We start from the raw sequence: 19,698 nt of genomic DNA, 5'->3' as shown, positions 1-19,698 counted from the left end.
GGTCAATGCCGCCAGGGGGTTTTTGATGTTATTTTGTTAAGGCTTTGACGATTTGTTTGAATGTCATACCTGTTTTTAAATTGAATTTGCCGGCACGAATTTCTTTATGGTAGCCTGCGTCTATCACATAATCATTAAAATCTTTAGACGAGTTGATGATTCCGTCCTTTTCAAGCATGTCTGAAACATCACTTGTGCTCATACCGTTTTTAATCACGAATTTAACCGTTTTGCCTTTTGGCTTGTCCGTTGTTTTTTTATCGTTCTGAGAATCGCCGTCTTCATTTGCTTTCAGCGCTTTTTCTTTATAATCAAGAAGTTGTTGATATGTTTCACGGCTGACGGAGACTTCTTTTTTAGAGTCTAAGTAATTTTTCACGTCAGTGTCTGTCACTTTTGCTGCGAGGGTTTCTTTTGTTGTAGAATCAGCTGCCGCTTCATCTTTTCCAGTAAGGAAAAAGACGATCGCCAGAACACCAGTTGCAAGAATCATACCTGCTGCAAACGTTTGGATGCTTTTTTTCGTCATACAAGCACCCTCTCGTTGTCTTTAATGATCATGTTCACATCTTCTACAGATACATGTTCAGCGCGCGCAATCGCCTCAGGAGACATGCCATTTTGATGCTTTGAAATGATTTGTCTTGCAATAGATGGATCAATTTCTGAATGCTTGCGGACAACGATGTTTGTTTCAAGCAATTCTTCTTCAAGAACCTTCATTTTCTTTTTCAGTTTATAGATTTCTTGCATTGCAGATAGTTGAAGTGTTTCAAGTTCCTGTTCGACTTCTTTAATCGGCTCTCTTTGAAAATATGAGAATGCGATCAGTACAATACTGACAACAAGCAATCCGATAATTGCAATTTCCATGTTTCATCACCTTTTATTCATATTTTAATGCTGAAAGCCAAAAAAGGCTCTCATGATTGTTTCAGACAGTTTTCGACCCTTCTTTTTTATACCATAAAAAAGCTAGTTTCAAAAGGAATTGCTGAAAAAATCACCTTTTTTTCATCATTTTTCTTTTTATAGGGAAACCAAGTATGAAAACCTTGCCCGCTGTTAAAATAAAAGAAGACGGATCAGATGAAAAAAAGCTGTGGAACAAAGAAGGGGTTCTCATGTATACAGTACGACAAAGAACGTGTTTTTATAGGGGAGAAGGCGATTTTTCATCACATGACCAGACAATATGGATCAGGATGCGGGTGGAATGCATTGAAAAATGAAATTGGTGAAAAAACATTCTAGCATTCCTTAGCTAGAAGTGGTATTATAGTTAGGTCTGAATGTGAATTGATTTTAGTTTGGAGGGAAAAACATGCGCGTAAATATTACTCTAGCTTGCACTGAATGCGGTGAGCGTAACTATATTACTAAAAAGAATAAGCGAAACAATCCAGATCGCGTTGAATTCAAAAAGTATTGCTCACGTGATAAAAAACAAACTTTACATCGTGAAACAAAGTAAGCAGCAGGGAATTTTCCTGCTGTTTTTTTATGATGGGAGATGAACCTGTATGAAAAAGGAGCTCCGCCTTCAAACATTGGCCATGCTTGAGCAGTTAAGCACTGAAGAGTTCAATCGCTATGCTTCTCTACTTCATGAACACGTGCTGCAGCTGTCAGAATGGAAACAGGCGAAAACGATTGCTTTGACTATGTCTAGGGGAAAAGAAATACCGACAATGCCTCTGATTGAAAAAGCGTGGGAAGAAGGAAAAACAGTTTGTATTCCCACCTGTTTTCCGAAAACAAAAGAGATGGTGTTTTATGAATATACACCTGAAACAAAGATGACATCCAGCTACTTTGGACTATTGGAGCCAGACCCTCTTGAGTCTACAGCTGTACATAAAGAAGCCATTGATTTGATCATTGTTCCTGGGGTGTGCTTCGATCAGAACGGCTACCGGATTGGGTTTGGTGGGGGCTATTATGATCGCTACTTAGCGGACTACCACGGCGTAACCATTGCCCTTTGTTTGTCTTTACAGCAGACGAGGCATATTCCGGCTGAAGCGCACGACATACCGGTATCTATGATTGTCAGTGAAAAAGGTACGTTATATCAAAAGTGAAAGCCCGCTCATTGTCCAAAAACGGGCTTTTTGTGTTGAGATCTTTTCATTAGCTCAGGGCATTTTATCTAGTAGGAGTCATATATTGAAAAAATTTCGAGGAAAGAAAAGATACTTCCGTAATTTGTGGGAGGAAGTGAATACTTTTGACTTACAACTCGAACATGATTCATGGGTTTATTTTTGGCATACACACCTTGATTTTTTTGGAGTCGGAAAAATAAGAAGAGAGTATATCAAAGCGTTCAAAGATTTAATCGACCTTCATCAATTTGGCGGTTCTTATGATCAATCAGAGTGTGAAGAGGTCTATTATATCCAATCAAAAGAACAAGGGATTAGAGTGTGAAAGTAGATCGCATGGTAAGAGATAAAAATGATGGTTCATGCATAAACAAATCCTATTTAAGCCACGATACGAACATAGGAGGGAATATGATGAATAAAATGATTTGGAGCATTGTGTTCACACTGTTTGCATTCGTTCTTGTGCAAAATCGTTATCGGCTCATGAATTTGATCTTAGGTCAAAACCAAGTGCGTCACTTTTTTATTAAATGGCTGATGAAAATCCCATATTTTCGGACGAAATTTATTCGCCAAGCATTCTAATCCCGCAAAAGCCGGGATTTTTTTGTTGAGAAATGCGTATAAGAGTAATTCTTGCTATAATAATGTAAAAAATGGAGCGCGAATGAATGAATGTCATAGATAGTCTATTTTGGCGAGTGATTGATGAACTCAGACAAAAAGGATACGAGATGATTCAAAGCCCGTACCCAGAAGATGAAATCTTTTTTGAAGCACCACGAAACTCAGGATATGATCTCATCCGTCTATATAGAAGAGATGTGAATTTTAGACAGGAGATCGTTCGAGATATGGAAGAGCAGGCTTTTCGGATGAATCAGTTGAGAGAAGCCATGCGTAAACGTTCTCTCCATCTCCTGCAGCTACAATTTACAGCTGATCATCCAGTAGATGATTGGGAAGACATAAACGGTCAACCGCAAAAACAGCAAAAGGTGACGGTGACACCTGTTTTACTGAATGAAGAAACCCTTCAAAACGATGGACACGAGCTGCAAAAATGGCTGAATACATCACTTTCGATTGATGTAGAAGAGGCGAAAGCAGATACAGCCGAAGATGTGATGCAGCTTAAAATGAACGTGCTTCAGGCATTTCAAGATCAGGAAAAGCAGCGTGAACGAGAACGGGCCGTTTTTCAAAATGGCAGACCGATTTTTACCTATATGTTAATCGCAGTCCAAGTGGTGATGTTTCTTTTACTTGAATTATCTGGTGGAAGTACCAATACAGCCACTTTAACAGCATTTGGTGCGAAAAATAATATGCTGATTTTAGAGGGTGAATGGTGGCGTTTTGTGACACCTATGTTTTTACACATTGGTTTGACGCATTTACTCTTTAATACATTTGCTCTTTGGTCCGTTGGAGCGGCTGTTGAGAGAATTTATGGTTCAGGAAGATTTTTGCTCATTTATTTAATTTCCGGCATCTTTGGCTCCATAGCGAGCTTTGTGTTTAATACAGCCATCGCAGCAGGAGCATCAGGTGCGATCTTTGGCTGTTTAGGCGCATTGTTATATTTAGCGATTTCTAACCGGAAGCTCTTCTTTCGTACGATGGGGACAAATATTATCGTTATTATCCTCATCAATTTAGGGATAGGTTTCACTGTATCAGGGATTGATAATGCAGGGCATCTTGGGGGGCTTGCTGGCGGATTTTTAGCCGCTTTAGCGGTCCGTCTTCCTAAACAGTTTCAGCCTGTCAAAATGCTTCTTGCTAGTCTTCTTCTCCTCCTTATTGGCGGCTTTGGATTGTATACAGGGTTTCATTCAGACGATCAAAAAGAAGCGGCGGCAACTAGCGAGGCAGCGAGTTTATTTGATGAAAAGAACTATAGCGAAGCAAGTCAGCGTCTAGAGGAATATGTAAAGCAAAAGGATGCCTCAGCTGAAGCACTTCATATTTATGCGCTTTCCGAAGCGCAGCTTGGACATCTTGACAAGGCCATTGAGTATTTGCAAAAGTCGCTTGAAAAAGATCCTAATGAGCCGAATAAATTGTATCACTTATCGTTGTTATATGTAGAAAAAGGCGAGACAGCGGAGGCAGACGACTTCATCGAAAAAGCATTAAAACAAGATCCGCAAAATGACCAATTTTTAAAGTTGAAACAATATATTGAAAACACTCAAACACGTTGAATGACTTGACTGAAAGCGTATTTATGAATACGCTTATCCTATCTGTTGATTTAGAGAAATGGTGAAAGTAATGAAAACGTTATATGATGTACAGCAGCTGCTCATGAGATTTGGAAATTACGTGTATTTCGGAGATCGTGAAGTGGAATTAGAATTTATGGCAGATGAATTGAAGGAAATGTACACATCGGGCATCATCGATCGAACTGAATGGTCAAACGCAATGACCATCCTTCAAATGGAACTAGCCAAATTAAACCGAAAAACAATGTGAAGGTGGAGGACATATGACAGGGGATTGGTTTGTAGGAGTTGATCTTGGCGGTACGACAATTAAGCTTGCGTTTATTAATCTTTATGGTGAAATTCAGCATAAGTGGGAGATTCCTACGGATAAATCTGGGCAGACAATTACAGTCGACATTGCCAAGTCAATTGACCATAAACTAGTTGAGATCAGCATGCCGAAATCAGCCCTAATTGGGATCGGTATGGGGGCACCTGGACCAGTGGATAAAGTATCCGGAATTGTCTATAAAACAACGAATCTGGGCTGGACAAACTATCCCTTGAAAGACCATTTAGAGGCAGAGACAGGACTTCCATCTGTCATCGAAAATGATGCGAATATTGCTGCACTCGGTGAAATGTGGAAGGGTGCAGGTGATGGCGCCAAAAACATCCTGATGGTTACACTGGGCACAGGGGTTGGCGGCGGTATTATTGTCAATGGAGAAGTGGTTCAAGGCGAAACAGGTGCTGGTGGAGAAATTGGTCATATTTGTGCCGTTCCATTTCAAGGAGCACCATGTAACTGCGGGAGAACAGGCTGTATTGAAACCATTGCGTCTGCCACAGGGATCGTCCGAATCGCAAAGGATACATTACAAACAAAGAGCCATACATCATCACTTGGCTCACTTACTTCGCTGTCTGCAAAGGATGTATTTGAGGCAGCAGAAAACGGAGACGAACTGGGGATGCGTGTCGTAGATGAAGTGACAACCCATCTTGGTCTTGTCCTTGCGAATCTAGCCAGTGCTTTAAACCCAACAAAAATCGTCATTGGCGGGGGTGTATCTAAAGCGGGCGAGCTTCTTCGCAGTAAAGTAGAGCGTGTCGTCAAGCATCATGCCTTCCCGCCATGTGCTGAGGATGTTGAAGTGGTGATTGCCTCACTAGGAAACGATGCAGGCGTGATCGGCGGTGCATGGATGGCAAAAAACAAGTGGCTGTCTTGAACAAAAATGTCATAATGATGTCATTTTTATTAAAATCAGCGATAGATAGGCATGAATTTGAATGTTTAGCATATTCATAAGTTTGTCATGGGGAAAAAGACATTGATTTTCCAGCATAGACAGGATAAGATATACTTTAGTTATTTTTGAAGAAGCACCAATAATTGGGGATGTCCCTAACCTGAGTGCGTTTTTAGCATAAGGAGGTTACAATGCGAAAGAAAAGATTAAAGGCGATTTCATTTTTACTGATTGCGACTTTGTTAATGTGGGTGAAAACCTATGTTATCTATAAATCTAGTTTTAATATCAAAATTGAAAATTTCATGCAGGAATTTATCCTGTTTATTAATCCGCTTAGCTTTCTCTTGTTTATCTTCGGTATCGGTTTATTCTTTAAAGAAAAAAATCGCAATCGATATATCATCGTGACGAGTTTTGTTCTGACATTTATTTTGTTAGCTAACATTGTATTTTATCGATTCTACAGTGATTTTCTAACCATCCCCGTCCTATTTCAAACAAACAATATGGGTGACCTCGGGTCAAGTATTACCTCTTTAATTGAACCAGTTGATTTTCTGATGTTTGTTGATATCATCATTTTAATTTGGCTCTATAAAAAACAGCCTTCCTTTAGAACAGATGTAACGATTTCACGTAAGGGACGTGCAGCTTATTATTTATTTGTGGCAGCCACTTTCTTCTTTAACCTTGGTCTGGCTGAAACAGAAAGACCAGAGCTGTTAACTCGTTCATTTGACCGTGAGATGCTAGTGAAAAACATCAGCTTATATAACTTCCATATTTATGATGGGGTTCTGCAATCGAAGCAATCCGCTCAGCGAGCACTTGCCGACAGCAATAGCTTAACTGAAATTGAAAACTATGTAAGCGCAAATCAAACAGACCGTAATGAAAAGACGTTTGGTCAAGCAAAAGGACGAAATGTCATTCTAGTATCGCTTGAGTCTACCCAGAGCTTTGTGATCAATGAAAAATTGAATGGGAAAGAGATCACGCCGTTCTTAAACAAATTGATCAAGAAAAGCTACAATTTCAGTAATTTCTATCATCAAACGGGTCAAGGGAAAACATCCGACTCCGAGTTTATTGTTGATAACTCACTCTATCCACTTGGAAGAGGAGCTGTATTTTTCACAAATCCAAGCAACGAGTTCAAAGCCGCACCTGAGTTGTTAAAAGAGGAAGGCTATCATTCTTCTGTTATTCATGCGAATAACAAAAGTTTCTGGAACCGTGACCTGATCTATGACAGCTTTGGCTACGACAAATTTTTTGATATTAAATCATTCGATGTAAATGAAGAAAATTCAGTTGGCTGGGGACTAAAAGATGGTCCGTTTTTTGAGCAGTCAGTGGATTTAATGAAAACGATCCCGCAGCCGTTCTATACGAGATTGATTACATTAACGAACCATTTTCCATTCGACTTAGATGAAGAAGATAAGCTCATTGATGAATATGACTCAAAGAGCAAAACGTTGAACAAATACTTCCCTACAGTGCGTTATCAAGATGAGGCACTCAAGCTTTTCTTTAAAAAAATGAAGGAAGCAGGGTTATACGATAACTCCATTTTTGTGTTATATGGGGATCACTACGGGATTTCTGAAAACCATAACGAAGCAATGGGACAATTCTTAAACAAAGACATTACACCTTTTGAAGAAGTTCAGCTTCAAAAAGTACCATTTGTTGTACACATTCCTGGTATCACGGATAAACATCCAAAAGAGATTGATACAGTTGGCGGCCAAGTGGATATCCGTCCAACAGTCATGAACCTTCTAGGAATCGATACAAGTAAGCAAATTCAATTTGGTCATGACCTATTATCAAAAGATACAAATGACTTCACAGTGCTTCGAGATGGAAGTTTTATTACGAAGGACAGTGTTTTCACAGCTGGTGTGTGCTACAACAAAGAAACGGGTGAGCCGAGAGAAGATGAGTCTGGTTGTCAGTCTTATGAAGAAAAGGCAAAGCAGGAGCTTCAATTCTCTGATCAAATTATCTATGGAGATCTCCTTAGATTTTATGACCGAAACAACTCGGACCATTCACCATCTAAAAAAGAAGATGACACTGAGCTAAAAAAGGCGTCTTAATTTAAAAGAAAACCTCTGCTATTTACATGCAGAGGTTTTCTTTTTTTACTTACTGGTTCATATAGTGTGAGAGGGGAGGGATGTAAATGAAAAAGTCGTTTGGCACAATTGAATGGCATCTGGGTGAAGCAAGGAAGGAGGATGTGGCAAAGCAGCTTGGTATAGGGAAAGAAGCTTTCAGTTTATCCAATCAATCAAATACGGATCACCTCCTTTTACCGGGGTATAGACTTCCAGAAGGGACCCATTCATTTCAATCGGTAGGTGATGTGCAAAGCTTCATAGCGCCTTACCGGCTCCAGCAATCAGATGATTGGATCAGCGGAATATTTGAATATGATAGCGCTCACTTAGAAGGAGAGCTTCAATATTTGAAAGCTGTTTTTCCTTTTCTTCAAATGAGTGTGATTGGTCAATCAGTGCTTGATACGCCCATTTATGAAATCCGTACGGAGCCTGTACAACATTTACATTCCATACATGTTAATGCCTCTTTTCATGCAAATGAATGGATCACGACCTCTGTTTTATTAAAATGGCTTAAATCACTTTGTTTAGCGGCCTCTGACCCAGTGCAAGCAAGACATCATGAAGCGGTTCGTATATTGCAGACTACTGCTTTGTCTATTGTCCCGATGGTAAATCCAGACGGTGTTGATTTGGTTCGCAATGGTCCAGAATCTTTAGGGCTGTGCGGTGAGGAGTTCGCGCCGCTAAATGGTGGATTTTCCGATTATCGAGAATGGAAGGCGAATATTCGAGGAATTGATCTAAACAATCAATTTCCTGCTTATTGGGAAATCGAATATTATCGTAATAAGCCGAAAGCTCCGTCTTATAGGGATTTCCCAGGGCATCAGCCGTTAACAGAACCAGAAGCGAAAGCAATGGCACATCTCGCCTTACGAAAACGCTTTGACCGGCTAATTGCCCTTCATACACAAGGAGAAGAGATATACTGGGGTTTTCTTGGCCACGAACCGGCCATTTCAAAAGAGACGGTCGAACGGTTAGAACGGGTGAGTGGTTACAAAGCGATTCAATATCTTGATAGCTATGCAGGTTATCGAGATTGGTTTATTTATCAATGTAAAAGTGAGGGCTATACGGTGGAACTTGGGCGAGGTAAGAACCCGCTTTCTATGAGTCAATTTGATTCGATCTATGAAAAAACAAAGCGGTTACTGTGGGAAGCATGTAAGTATTAAAAGCACCTAATTGGTGCTTTCAGCGTGTAGACAAACCCTCGCATTCTTTGTCAGTCCTGCGTGCCAGTGCTCACGAAGGTGAAATTCGCTCCGCACCAGTACTCGTCCTTCCTAGGGCTGCAAAGGTTTTTTATCACGCTGAAAAGAAGACAAAGGGTTAAAATAAAGTTCATTTTAACCCTTTGTCAACAATCTGAAAGCATCTAATCGGTGCTTTTAATTCGTTCAAACCAATCAATTTCTTATGGTCAATAAAAACCGTGTTGAAGTGATTGACGAGAGCATCCCTGTAAGCTATTGTGAAAGAGTGGATGTAAAAAAAAGGATATGAATTAGGGAGATGTCGATGATTGAATGCTCAAAGCCTGTGGAAACGGAATTTTACTTATCTATTTGTTTCTAAAATGTGTAAAATTACTGCTGATAGTTTATCTTTTAACACCATTTTGTGGCTTTTAGTGCTAGGGGGAAAAGGAGCAATTGGAACAGCATTTTTTATTGCCGTTAGTTTTGTCCCTCAAGCCATTATTGGGCCGTTTATTACCCCAATGATGAAGCCGCATCAATTGAAATTTTGGATGTGCTTTGCTGATTTAACTCGGGCGGCGATTATACTTGTGATTGTGGTGAGTTACTTTTATGATTTTTCTCCTTTAGCACTCATCATTGGCGGTATGTTGCTGCATTCAGCGACTGGTGGTTCCTATGAACCAGCTTCGGTGTCCATTATTCCAAAGCTTGTGCATGAAGATGTGATACAAAAGGCGAATGCAACCATTCAATCAGCCAGTCATGTGGTCAGGCTTGTGACTGTGACGATTTGTGGTGTCATGATTGCATTTGTAGGGGTAGGATATACAATGCTTGTGATTATTCCTCTTTACCTCATGTCCGCTTTACTGGTTTTGCTGATTACATATAAAACGGAAGCGATCATGGATAAAGGAAAAAAAGGATTATCATACGGAAAACGATTAATAAGGGGATTTTCACTTGTGAAAAGTCATCATATTTTGTTTCCATTAGCCATTTTTTGTGTCTGCTCCAATTTTGCTGCGGCACCGTGGGAGGCATTGTCGGTTATTTATTTAACAGAAGATTTACATAGTGGACCAGTAGTATATTCATTCATCAAAGTGACCACGGCATTAGGTGCATTTTTGATGGGATTCGTTTTAACAAAGGTGAAAGTGAATCGATACGGTCTGTTGTTTATCGGGGCAGGGATCGTTGATGGAATTGCATTTTTCATTACAGGGATGAATGCCTTATTACCACTTGTGTTTATATCTGCATTTGCCTTAGGTGCAGCCATCAGTGCAGTCAATGTACCTGAACATACGATGATTCAATTGTCAGTAAAAGCGGAGGATCAGCCGCAAGTGTATGCGATTATTAACATGATCTCGTATTTAATGATACCGTTAGGCGCTCTCATTGGTGGTTATATGGCGACGTTATTCGGTTCAGGTTATGTCATTGCAGCAGGAGGACTGATAGAGGCTATTTCAGGTATATGCTTGCTCCTTTTCACAAATATTGGGAAGGTAGAGAGAGCAGATTTGACGATAGAACGGGACAAACCAAGCTTAAACGCCACATGATCATGGCATTTTTGAATCACGATGGGTTACAATGAGAACGAGAAAGAAATAGGATGTCATTGAAAGGAGCAAGAACCATGGCGATAGCAGATGTCACCATCATTCCAATAGGCACTGATACACCAAGCGTGAGTGCATATGTAGCAGACGTACAAAGACTGTTAGAGGGCTTTCAACAAGAAGGGAAAATCAAATATCAGCTCACACCAATGAATACATTAATTGAAGGGGAGCTATCCGTTTTATTTGAGGTCATTCAGCGTATTCATGAAGCTCCATTTGAAAAGGGTTTACACCGAGTAGCAACCAATATCCGCATAGATGACAGAAGAGATCAAACGACCACCCTTTCAAGCAAATTAGAAAGCGTGAATAAACATTTGAATCAATAGAAAAAGCCTGCTGATTGCAGGCTTTTAATGTGCAGTTGGATAACCGCTATAGATGATGGTCATGACGGTAAACCATCCAAAAACCAAAAATGTGGCGCCAGCGAAAGCAATGGCCAGTACGTTCACTTTTTTGAGTGAGCGATAGATGCCGAGAGCGGCTAAAATCGTGACTAGACCAAAAATAATGACGAGCATCATATGAAAGTCCCCCTTTGTCATCAATCCCCTTGATTTCCTTTCTTTTCATTTTAACCGTTTTCATAAAGCTTGTCGAGTACATTCAAGTTGACGATTGTTTGAATTTTTATTGAATAGCCTTCATAATAAAAAAGAATGAAAAAAGTAGTAGGTGATGAAAATGAATTGGAGAAGAATGCCACTAGGCTATGTGCAAGCGAACGCATATATTTGGAAAAATGAACAAGGAGAATGTTTAATTTTTGATCCAGGCGGCGAAGCGCAAAAGCTAATTTCTTATGTGAAAGAAAAACAGCTGAAACCACTTGCAGTCTTACTGACACATGCCCATTTTGATCATATTGGTGCAGCAGATGAGGTGCGTCAAGAATGGGGAATTCCGCTTTATGTCCATGAAAAGGAAAAAGAATGGCTGACAAATGCTCAGCTAAACGGTTCAGCTCGACTAATTGGTAACGGAATTACGGTCAAAGAAGCGGAACAATTGATTACGTCAGAAGGACCTCTTCAAATTGGATCGTTTACATTAGAAATGTTCCACACACCAGGTCATTCACCTGGCAGTGTGTCTTACTATTCAGCGGAAGAGGGATTTGTGATTTCTGGTGATACTTTATTCCAAGGCGGTATCGGGAGAACTGATTTAACGGGCGGTAATCAAGACGTGCTACTTCAATCGATACATGACAAATTGTTGTCATTGCCAGAATCAACTCTTGTGTTAAGTGGACATGGCGAGGAAACAACTGTGCTTACAGAACAGGAGCAAAATCCGTTTATCAATGGGTTTTCTTTATAATCGCACGCACGAAAAAAGCATCTCTTTCAAAGGAGATGCTTTTTTCTATTAATGTCCGGTACCGGGAACCATGATGAAAATCGAATAATATGTAAATCCGGCAAAGAAAATCGTCAAGTACGCTCCGAAAATGTAAATATACATTCTTTCGGATAAATTCAAGTAGGATAAAAATACAAAAAGAACGGTTTGACCGAAGAACAGCAAGGATGCATCTTTCATATGTCCTAAATAGAACATGACAGCAAAAATACCCGTCCAAAACCCAAGAACGCGGAACATGCGATTCATTTCTTTCCCTCCCCTTAAAAAACCCCTTTGATTCATATTATAGCTGATGATCACTTGTTATGTAAACATTTACATTTTTGACAACGTGTGAACATTCATTCTTTCGTTAGAAAAAATTTTTTTGAAAAAGTGATGAAAAAGTGTTTATGCCTAAATTTATGAGGGTACTTAGTCCATAAGAGAAAAGGTTAACGACCTAAGGAGGAAGACTAATGAGTGACATTACTTTTTATTCATACCCAAGCTGCACGTCTTGCCGCAAAACAAAACATTGGTTAAAGGCGAATCAAATTGATTTTAAAGAGCGTCACCTTTTCAGAGAAACGCCAACTCTAGACGAATTGAAAAAAATCCTTTCCTTAACAACAGAAGGAATGGATGAAATTTTAGCTACTCGAAGCCAAGCTTTTAAAAGCTTAAATTTAAATATTAATGATCTAAAAGTAAATGAGGTACTTCAGCTTCTCATTGAAAAGCCAAAGCTGCTCCGGAGACCTATTATCATTGATGGAAATAAATTAGTGGTCGGCTATAATCCAGGAGAACTCATGAAAATTTCAAAAAAGAAAGCGATTCATCAATCGGTTTCCTAATCAAAAACGAAGATCAGCTGAATGATGTTTCAGCCGTCTTCGTTTTTGTGCTGAACTGGGCTAGCTGGGTTCGAACCAACGATCACGGAGTCAAAGTCCATTGCCTTACCACTTGGCTATAGCCCAATATGAAACGTGTAATGCTATTGTTCACCATCTGCGGTCATTTATACATAAAAAGTTGGTTGTCACTAGTTGTAAGTGAAAAAGGAGCGAACGACAGAAATGAAAAATGAAAAATCTGAGCAATTATATGAATTTATTCTTAAAGAAGCCCCTGTCATGACCGAAGAATGGCTGAAAACAAGAACAGAAGAAGGCTCATTATACTCCAAACATGCTTCAGAGGAGACAGAAAAGAAGCTGAAAGAACAAAACACAGCATTTATCCAAACCATTGCAGCAACGTTAGTCACGCTATCAGATAAAGTAGAAGACCACCTAAAAAAGTGGTCGGTTGATATTGCCCGCGATCGAGCTGTTCATGAAGTACCTTTATATGAAATCATCGGACAATTTAAGGTGTTCCGTCACATTTTTTGTTCCAGAATTGAGACCTTTACACAACAAACGGAGCTTGAAGTGACACTCAAAGATGTGTGCGATTGGAATCAGCATTTTCACGCAACATTTGATGACATGATTGCACGTTTATCAGAAGAGTATGACCGCGTGACAATCAATCAGCTTAATGCACAAAGAGAAATGATTCAAGAGCTTAGTGCGCCTGTTATTCCAGTTTCAAAAGAGATCGGTATTTTGCCGCTGATTGGTGAAATTGATACGTACCGGGCAAAAATCATTTTGGAATCAGTACTAGAACAGGCATCTAGACTGCGTCTAACCCATTTATTTATTGATATATCTGGCGTTCCCGTTGTTGATACGATGGTTGCTTATCAGCTGTTTAAAGTGGTTGATAGTGCGAAGTTGCTAGGAATTGAGACGATTATATCAGGCATTCGCCCAGAAATCGCTCAAACTGTAGTGAAACTGGGCATTGATTTCTCAAAAGTAAATACTGAACACAGCCTTGCAAAAGCTTTAGAAAAAAGAGGATTTCGTATCTTTGAAGAGCAGCAGCAAGAAGCAACGTGAACCAAAAAATGTTACTAGTAAAAGTAACGGGTCCATTGACAAGGAGAAACAATATAATGAGCATATGAATGAGATGACCAATTCGCATACAGATTTGGTCTCTTTTTTTACCCATAAATCAGACACGAAAGGATATTCTTTATCTTCAAATCAGTAATCTATTAAGGAGGATTAAATTTGGAGACACCTCCTTGTAACAGATTATCCATAATGAAAGAACCAAATGAAATAATCATCAAAAAGAGGTGCCAATAGCACTTCTTTTTTATTTTCTCCTCTGAACGGAACCCGTTGTTGTAAAAGTCAGATTTTTTGATATGTCCTTCTGTTATTTATAGATGAAATACACCTCAAATTGAACATTTTTAACCTTTTTCAGTCATGAAAATCATGAAATACGCTTTTGTCAGGCACGTTACGCCATCATACAATATGGTCACTGAAAGGAGTGAACCACTTGTATGGTATTGAATATTTGGGGCAAGAGCTGTTAGAAGAGGCGTGCCGAATGAGAGCATCTGATGTGCATATTGTTCCGAGAGAAAAGGAAGCTTCAGTCTCTTTTCGTGTAGACGCTGACCTCATTCAGCAGCGGATCATTGACAAAAAGAGCGGAGAGCGGCTCATTGCTCATTTCAAATTTTTATCTTCTATGGATATTGGTGAAAGAAGGAGACCACAAAATGGATCATTGGCTGTGATGCTAAGACGTGGTCAAGTGTTTGTTCGGCTCTCTACACTACCAACTGTAAATGATGAAAGTCTAGTGATTCGGATTTTACCGCAGGATCATGTGCCTAAAACAAAGTATTTGTCACTGTTCCCGAAAGCTTCAACGAGATTATTATCGTTTCTGAATCATTCGCATGGGCTCATTTTATTTACAGGACCAACAAATTCAGGGAAAACGACAACACTTTATTCATTGATTCAGTTTGCCAAAAAACATTTTAATCGGAATATTATTACCCTTGAAGATCCTGTGGAAACAAGAAATGAAGAAGTGTTGCAGGTTCAAGTAAATGAAAAAGCTGGTATCACGTATGCGGCAGGTTTACGCGCTATTTTAAGACATGATCCAGATATGATTGTGCTTGGAGAAATAAGAGATGCGGAAACAGCCAGAACAGCTATTAGAGCAGCTTTGACAGGCCATTTAGTCATGAGCACACTGCATGCAAAAAATGCAAAAGGAGCTCTTTATCGAATGCTGGAATTTGGTGTGACGATGAATGAACTCGAACAAACAATGGTTGCCATTGCTGCTCAGCGGTTAATCGAACTCGCATGTCCATTTTGCGGCGAAACGTGTGAGCTTTATTGCAAACTAAATCGGCCAGTCAGACGAACAAATGTATTTGAATTGCTTTACGGAAAGGAGCTTGGTGAGTGTATCAAAGAGGCAAAAGGAGAATACGCTCATTCGTCATACGAAACACTGCAAAGATTAATTCGGAAAGGAGTGGCACTCGGCTATTTATCAAAAAGCACATATCATCGCTGGGTTTATGAAGAAGCGAACCTCTAAAGCCTGGTCTAAAAAAGAACAAGCTGAATTCTTATCGAAACTGGCTCAATTGATTCAAGCTGGATATACATTGGTTGAGGCATTAACGATGGTGAATATTCAATTATCAAAAAAACAGCAACAGCGATTAACGCCAGGTATTCAGTGGCTGCTTGAAGGGGAGCCTTTTTACGTTGTACTTGAGCGACTTCATTTTCAGCGGGAAGCCGTCGCTATTCTTTGTTTTTCAGAGAAACATGGCAGCCTAGCGCGAGCTCTTGAACAAAGCGCCCGTTTTTTAGAGAAAAAAATCATGCAGGTAGACACATTCAAGCGTATGTTACGATATCCGATTTTTCTTATGTTTACGGTTTTTGTTGTGCTCATCATTGTTCAGCAAATGATCGTCCCTCAATTTTCTTTATTATATTCATCTATGAATACAAGCATGTCATGGCTGATTCAAGGAATGTTTGGCCTCTTTCAATTCCTACACGCTTTGCTGCTCATGATCGGTTGTATATGTATCTGTCTTTTTGGATATTATGAGCTTTTTTTTAAGAAAAAATCGACCCTTGAGAAATTGAAAGTCATCAGCAGGCTGCCAGTGTTATTTAAAGGGGTACAGCTGATGCATACGTATCTTTTTTCTCTTCAGCTAAGTGGACTTCTCCAAGCCGGGTTATCAATTTACGAAAGTTTGCAAGCTTTTAAACAGCAGACCTATTTACCCTTCCTTCAAGAAATGTCTGAACAAATGATAGGAGAGTTAAGAAAAGGTGAGAGTATGGAAGATCAAATAAGCCGGTCCCCTTTTTTCGAAAGGCATTTTGCAGCTGTCATCAATCATGGGGAAGCAAGCGGGATGCTAGCAAGAGAAATGTACACATATAGTCAATTTCTTTTAGAGAATGCAGAATTGAAAATTGAAAAATGGGTTTCATGGCTGCAGCCTGTCATCTATGGCTTAACAGCATTTCTTATACTCATTGTGTATTTATCTATTCTCTTACCAATGTATCAACTAATGGAACAAGTGTGAAAAGGAGGACTAAGGCATGAATGATAAAGGATTTACCCTGTTAGAAATGTTAATTGTCATGCTTGTGATCTCCATTCTTTTATTGATTACCATTCCAAATATCACTCGGCATCATCAAAGCATTCAAGCAAAGGGCTGTGAAGGGCTGAAATCAATGGTGAGTACACAGGTAATGGCATATGAATTAGAGCATGATGGCAAGACGCCATCTTTAGCTGAATTAGAAAAAGAAGGCTATGTCAAAAAGGGATTAACTTGTCCGAATGGAAAGGCAATTTTCATTCAAAATGGGGATGTGAAAAATGAATAAATCGCTTTTCCAGGAGAAAGGATTTACACTCATTGAGCAGCTCTTGATCGTCATGATTTTCTCTATCTTATTATCGATAATAGGTGGAAAAGTTCCCAATATATTAGAAAGTGCTGAAGCAAAAAAGCAAGTGAACTTGCTAAAACAAGATCTTCAATTGGCATCTTATACTGCATTTATTAAAAAAACACGAGTAACTGTTGAGTTTCACCCGACCAATGTATCTTATCAAGTCATCGAGCAGAATAGTGAGCAAATCATTGCTTCTCATGCACAAAAAAAAGGCATCATCAAGCAATCCACATTTCAACAAGGCCTTCACTTTAATAAAAACGGACATCCAAATAACGGCGGTTCTCTCATTGTTCAATTTGGCAGTCAAATATATAAACTCACGATTTACTTAGGGAGCGGACGGATTCATGTTCAAAAACAATAAAGGATTTAGTACGTTTGAGATGCTCTTTTCTTGCCATCTCTTTCTATTTACTGCTCTTGTGCTCGTGCCATCCTTTGAAAAACTGACAATAGGGAAAGAAGAATTAAGAGCCAAACTGGAAGCTTATCAAATTTTACATGAGTATATGAATAAAGCTTTTATAGAAGGTCAAAAGAAAACAAGTACAAAGAAACGAGGCGAGATCACATATGAATTCATTTGGGGTCAGGAGAAGGGATGTGTTTCATACAAAGTACAAAAAAAGCAGACGATTTGCTTTTGGCATTTGGAGCGATGAACAAGGCTTTACACTCGCACAAGCAATATGGCAAGTGCAGCTATTTTTGCTGCTTTCTGTTGGCTGCATGCTGCTTTTATCAATTACTGAAAAAGCTCATCCGTTTGCAGAAATCAACAAGTTTTCGCAAATGGAGTGGAAACAAACGGTCCTGCAATTAGAGGAGGATCTAAATTGTGCTGTCGCTGTAAGAGCGGTGAAAGAAGGAACAGCACTGGAGTACATGTCAAATCAAGGGCGAGTGGTGACGATTGAGCCGTATCAAGAGATGCTTCGTAAACGAACGGATCAGGCAGGTCATCTCCCTTTATTACAAAAGGTGAAACAATTCCATGTAAGAACAAAACAGCAAACCACCACTCTCCAAGTCACAGATGTATTTGGTCAAGTACATGAAGCTGTTTTTTTCACTTACAAAGGAGTGATTCCTAAAACGTGAAAAGAGAAGATGGGTTTATTTATCCACACGTACTTGCTGTCATTTTTTTATTTTTATTGATTCTAGGCTCGATGACCATTGGGTTTCAAAAAGAGTTGAAAAGTGCAGAGCTCACGATTTCTTTTTATCAAAAACAGCAGTTATTTCGAATGGGTCTAAATGAAGCCGCAAATAAATTAAATCGGATTTGTGATCAGCCATTGAGCCCAATTGTCACAGAAGAAGGCCGAGTGACATTGAAGCGAATTGGGTGCGATGACAGAAAAAAGATAGTCCGCCTCTTGGTTAACATCGAAACAAAGGGTGGTGTAACTGACGAGCGGGAACTAGAGATGAATAAGGAGACAGGAGAAATCAATCAATGGATCAGCACTTATTAGCGAGTGTATAAAACGATACTCTTCTTGGTAACACTTTAAGGAAGAAGAGGTGAGTGTTCGATGAAGACAAATGATTACGTAAAATATATGACGCAGGAAATCATTAAATACATGAATACACCACGTGATGAGCGGAAAGAACATAAACAGGAAAAAATGGAGACAAAACCACCATTTTCTCAGCGTTTATTTGGTGTTCTGCCTTTTGGCTTCTCAATGATGCTAAAAAAACGTCAACGTCATCGTCATCGACAAAAGTAAAAGCCGCCAGCAGGCGGTTTTTTTTAATGTCATTTTAGCTGTATTCTTCGACAACAATGACTTTATTGACCTTGTTCGAGTATGGGTTATAGGAAATGGTGACATATACCCCAAATTCTTTGGCCTGATCTTTCAACGTAATATGATATTGCTTCACGGATTCTTTCTCCCGGTGCCGATCCCACACTTTTTGTTTGAATAAAACATGTGCTAACGGATACCGTTTTTTTGCTTCTTTGACTGCCCTTGTTTCCCATTGATCTGCGGCAGCAGTGATTCCTTTTGCCTCCGTTAGATGGGCGCTTTGGATCGAAGGGCTTAACAGTAAACTGAGCATGATCATGATTCTTCCATATTTCAACTAACATCACCTCACCAATTATTATCCTGACCAAATCCTGCACTTTTATGTAAATTTTTAAGAAGTACAAATGTCACAGAAAAAAATATTGAATATGGCGAAAGAATGAGAAAATGGAAGAATTTTCTCGGTAATGTTCTTGTTTAAGAACAAAATGGACTAATTTGACGTTTTGGATTTTATAGGTAATTCCTTATACTGAGTGTAATCGTTCTTTTTAAAGAACAATTGTTCAAGGAGTTGAAAGAATCAATGAAACAGCCGCTCTTTGTACTATTTTGTGCTATTTGTTTGATTTTCACTTCTTTTTTTATTACGTCTACTAATGCTTCTTTTAACGATGTTGAGCATTCGAATTTTGTCATGAAAACATGTGAAAATTTCGAAGAGACAGATCAGCATTGCCAGCCGAAGAAATGGGATAGAAGCCATTTGAAACTGATCGATCAAACGATCATTGAGGGGACAGTCTGTGCGCCTCAAAAGTTGAGCATGTCACTAAAAAATATTGGACAACCCATCGCGCACTCTGAATGGAAGTGGGAACTGTATAAAGTAGAGAGTGCTCAGATGCCATTACAAGATGGCCATGTTATTGAAAAAGGTGCTATACAGTCCCTCTCATCAGAAGAAACGACGACTGTCACGGCAGTTAAAGCAAAAACAAATGGAATCTATTTGTTTAAAATCTATTATCCTAAAGGGTTTGGTGGTTCTGAAAAGCCATTCTTTACGTCTCAACATATGCAGCTTTCGAACTGTCAAGAAAAGGTGTCCTAAAGGA

At 39.3% G+C, this 19,698-nt stretch carries 28 protein-coding genes and 1 tRNA gene; 23 read left to right on the top strand and 6 right to left on the bottom strand.

Features of this window, described 5'->3' with window-relative positions; translation table 11 throughout:
• Positions 1-28: 28 nt before the first annotated feature.
• Both NSQ11_RS11645 and NSQ11_RS11640 read right to left on the bottom strand, forming a co-directional pair.
• Positions 29-529 carry an endolytic transglycosylase MltG gene (locus NSQ11_RS11645; RefSeq protein ID WP_035390825.1) on the bottom strand — a complete coding sequence of 167 codons (501 nt, stop codon included), beginning with the start codon at positions 527-529 and terminating at the stop codon, positions 29-31.
• Positions 526-873, bottom strand: coding sequence for a hypothetical protein (locus NSQ11_RS11640; RefSeq protein ID WP_003217285.1), 348 nt, complete (start codon positions 871-873; stop codon positions 526-528). Before NSQ11_RS11640 ends, NSQ11_RS11645 begins: the two co-directional genes overlap by 4 nt.
• A 451-nt stretch (positions 874-1,324) precedes the next feature.
• Between NSQ11_RS11640 and rpmG the strand changes: the two genes are divergently transcribed.
• The 11 genes from rpmG (at position 1,325) to NSQ11_RS11585 (ending at position 10,898) form a co-directional block, all read left to right on the top strand.
• Complete coding sequence (gene rpmG / locus NSQ11_RS11635; RefSeq protein ID WP_008360061.1) at positions 1,325-1,474, top strand: 50S ribosomal protein L33; 150 nt, start codon at positions 1,325-1,327, stop codon at positions 1,472-1,474.
• Between the two features lie 49 nt (positions 1,475-1,523).
• Positions 1,524-2,084, top strand: coding sequence for a 5-formyltetrahydrofolate cyclo-ligase (locus NSQ11_RS11630; protein WP_035390824.1), 561 nt, complete (start codon positions 1,524-1,526; stop codon positions 2,082-2,084).
• An 85-nt stretch (positions 2,085-2,169) separates the two neighbouring features.
• On the top strand, positions 2,170-2,433 hold the full coding sequence (locus NSQ11_RS11625; protein ID WP_008342327.1) for a hypothetical protein: 264 nt from the start codon (positions 2,170-2,172) through the stop codon (positions 2,431-2,433).
• A gap of 89 nt (positions 2,434-2,522) precedes the next feature.
• Positions 2,523-2,696 carry a hypothetical protein gene (locus NSQ11_RS11620; RefSeq protein ID WP_017367602.1) on the top strand — a complete coding sequence of 58 codons (174 nt, stop codon included), beginning with the start codon at positions 2,523-2,525 and terminating at the stop codon, positions 2,694-2,696.
• 86 nt (positions 2,697-2,782) lie between these two features.
• The gene (locus NSQ11_RS11615; protein WP_035390823.1) at positions 2,783-4,321 is read left to right on the top strand and encodes a rhomboid family intramembrane serine protease; all 1,539 of its coding nucleotides are present in this window, start codon (positions 2,783-2,785) and stop codon (positions 4,319-4,321) included.
• A gap of 70 nt (positions 4,322-4,391) precedes the next feature.
• Entirely contained in the window at positions 4,392-4,595 is a 204-nt protein-coding gene (locus NSQ11_RS11610) for a YqgQ family protein (protein WP_008342322.1), read from the top strand.
• A 13-nt stretch (positions 4,596-4,608) separates the two neighbouring features.
• Complete coding sequence (locus NSQ11_RS11605) at positions 4,609-5,562, top strand: ROK family glucokinase (RefSeq protein ID WP_007501244.1); 954 nt, start codon at positions 4,609-4,611, stop codon at positions 5,560-5,562.
• Positions 5,563-5,774: 212 nt separating this feature from the next.
• On the top strand, positions 5,775-7,694 hold the full coding sequence (locus NSQ11_RS11600; protein WP_025207626.1) for an LTA synthase family protein: 1,920 nt from the start codon (positions 5,775-5,777) through the stop codon (positions 7,692-7,694).
• Between the two features lie 86 nt (positions 7,695-7,780).
• Positions 7,781-8,902, top strand: a complete 1,122-nt coding sequence (locus NSQ11_RS11595; RefSeq protein WP_079919861.1) for a M14 family metallocarboxypeptidase — start codon at positions 7,781-7,783, stop codon at positions 8,900-8,902.
• A 350-nt stretch (positions 8,903-9,252) separates the two neighbouring features.
• A complete protein-coding gene (locus tag NSQ11_RS11590; protein ID WP_039170371.1) occupies positions 9,253-10,506 on the top strand; it encodes an MFS transporter in 1,254 nt (417 codons plus the stop codon).
• A 77-nt stretch (positions 10,507-10,583) separates the two neighbouring features.
• Positions 10,584-10,898, top strand: a complete 315-nt coding sequence (locus NSQ11_RS11585) for an MTH1187 family thiamine-binding protein (protein ID WP_008342314.1) — start codon at positions 10,584-10,586, stop codon at positions 10,896-10,898.
• A 24-nt stretch (positions 10,899-10,922) separates the two neighbouring features.
• Here NSQ11_RS11585 and NSQ11_RS11580 read toward each other — a convergent pair whose 3' ends face one another.
• The gene (locus NSQ11_RS11580) at positions 10,923-11,096 is read right to left on the bottom strand and encodes a DUF2759 domain-containing protein (RefSeq protein ID WP_003217333.1); all 174 of its coding nucleotides are present in this window, start codon (positions 11,094-11,096) and stop codon (positions 10,923-10,925) included.
• A gap of 160 nt (positions 11,097-11,256) precedes the next feature.
• Between NSQ11_RS11580 and NSQ11_RS11575 the strand changes: the two genes are divergently transcribed.
• Positions 11,257-11,895 (top strand): MBL fold metallo-hydrolase, encoded by a 639-nt coding sequence (locus tag NSQ11_RS11575; protein ID WP_017357989.1) that lies wholly within the window; start codon positions 11,257-11,259, stop codon positions 11,893-11,895.
• Between the two features lie 48 nt (positions 11,896-11,943).
• Here NSQ11_RS11575 and NSQ11_RS11570 read toward each other — a convergent pair whose 3' ends face one another.
• Positions 11,944-12,186 (bottom strand): DUF2626 domain-containing protein, encoded by a 243-nt coding sequence (locus tag NSQ11_RS11570; protein WP_003217440.1) that lies wholly within the window; start codon positions 12,184-12,186, stop codon positions 11,944-11,946.
• Between the two features lie 212 nt (positions 12,187-12,398).
• Here NSQ11_RS11570 and NSQ11_RS11565 point away from each other — a divergent pair, with 212 nt between their 5' ends.
• On the top strand, positions 12,399-12,779 hold the full coding sequence (locus NSQ11_RS11565) for a Spx/MgsR family RNA polymerase-binding regulatory protein (RefSeq protein ID WP_007501232.1): 381 nt from the start codon (positions 12,399-12,401) through the stop codon (positions 12,777-12,779).
• 55 nt (positions 12,780-12,834) lie between these two features.
• Here the strand turns inward: NSQ11_RS11565 and NSQ11_RS11560 are convergent.
• Positions 12,835-12,905 (bottom strand) — tRNA-Gln (locus tag NSQ11_RS11560).
• A 99-nt stretch (positions 12,906-13,004) separates the two neighbouring features.
• Between NSQ11_RS11560 and NSQ11_RS11555 the strand changes: the two genes are divergently transcribed.
• From NSQ11_RS11555 to NSQ11_RS11515, 9 genes are all read left to right on the top strand, one after another.
• Positions 13,005-13,877 (top strand): STAS domain-containing protein, encoded by an 873-nt coding sequence (locus tag NSQ11_RS11555; protein ID WP_035390819.1) that lies wholly within the window; start codon positions 13,005-13,007, stop codon positions 13,875-13,877.
• Between the two features lie 457 nt (positions 13,878-14,334).
• Entirely contained in the window at positions 14,335-15,405 is a 1,071-nt protein-coding gene (gene comGA, locus NSQ11_RS11550) for a competence type IV pilus ATPase ComGA (RefSeq protein ID WP_035390817.1), read from the top strand.
• On the top strand, positions 15,386-16,426 hold the full coding sequence (comGB, locus tag NSQ11_RS11545; RefSeq protein ID WP_342501109.1) for a competence type IV pilus assembly protein ComGB: 1,041 nt from the start codon (positions 15,386-15,388) through the stop codon (positions 16,424-16,426). The genes comGA and comGB overlap by 20 nt, the downstream gene beginning before the upstream one ends.
• 16 nt (positions 16,427-16,442) lie before the next feature.
• The gene (gene comGC / locus NSQ11_RS11540; protein ID WP_008342186.1) at positions 16,443-16,736 is read left to right on the top strand and encodes a competence type IV pilus major pilin ComGC; all 294 of its coding nucleotides are present in this window, start codon (positions 16,443-16,445) and stop codon (positions 16,734-16,736) included.
• A complete protein-coding gene (comGD, locus tag NSQ11_RS11535) occupies positions 16,729-17,175 on the top strand; it encodes a competence type IV pilus minor pilin ComGD (protein ID WP_342501108.1) in 447 nt (148 codons plus the stop codon). The genes comGC and comGD overlap by 8 nt, the downstream gene beginning before the upstream one ends.
• Entirely contained in the window at positions 17,159-17,473 is a 315-nt protein-coding gene (comGE, locus tag NSQ11_RS11530) for a competence type IV pilus minor pilin ComGE (RefSeq protein WP_057079313.1), read from the top strand. The genes comGD and comGE overlap by 17 nt, the downstream gene beginning before the upstream one ends.
• The gene (gene comGF, locus NSQ11_RS11525) at positions 17,415-17,912 is read left to right on the top strand and encodes a competence type IV pilus minor pilin ComGF (RefSeq protein WP_342501107.1); all 498 of its coding nucleotides are present in this window, start codon (positions 17,415-17,417) and stop codon (positions 17,910-17,912) included. The genes comGE and comGF overlap by 59 nt, the downstream gene beginning before the upstream one ends.
• Entirely contained in the window at positions 17,909-18,292 is a 384-nt protein-coding gene (comGG, locus tag NSQ11_RS11520; protein WP_057079315.1) for a competence type IV pilus minor pilin ComGG, read from the top strand. The genes comGF and comGG overlap by 4 nt, the downstream gene beginning before the upstream one ends.
• 60 nt (positions 18,293-18,352) lie before the next feature.
• On the top strand, positions 18,353-18,553 hold the full coding sequence (locus tag NSQ11_RS11515; protein ID WP_060781188.1) for a YqzE family protein: 201 nt from the start codon (positions 18,353-18,355) through the stop codon (positions 18,551-18,553).
• Positions 18,554-18,587: 34 nt separating this feature from the next.
• Here NSQ11_RS11515 and NSQ11_RS11510 read toward each other — a convergent pair whose 3' ends face one another.
• Positions 18,588-18,914, bottom strand: a complete 327-nt coding sequence (locus NSQ11_RS11510) for a DUF3889 domain-containing protein (RefSeq protein ID WP_048001387.1) — start codon at positions 18,912-18,914, stop codon at positions 18,588-18,590.
• Positions 18,915-19,166: 252 nt separating this feature from the next.
• On the opposite strand from NSQ11_RS11510, the gene tapA reads away from it, so the two are divergent.
• Entirely contained in the window at positions 19,167-19,694 is a 528-nt protein-coding gene (tapA, locus tag NSQ11_RS11505) for an amyloid fiber anchoring/assembly protein TapA (protein ID WP_046343966.1), read from the top strand.
• The last annotated feature ends 4 nt before the right edge of the window (positions 19,695-19,698 follow it).

Source organism: Bacillus sp. FSL W7-1582, assembly GCF_038593325.1.
GTDB lineage: Bacteria > Bacillota > Bacilli > Bacillales > Bacillaceae > Bacillus > Bacillus altitudinis.
This window is presented reverse-complemented; position numbering and strand designations above follow the sequence as displayed.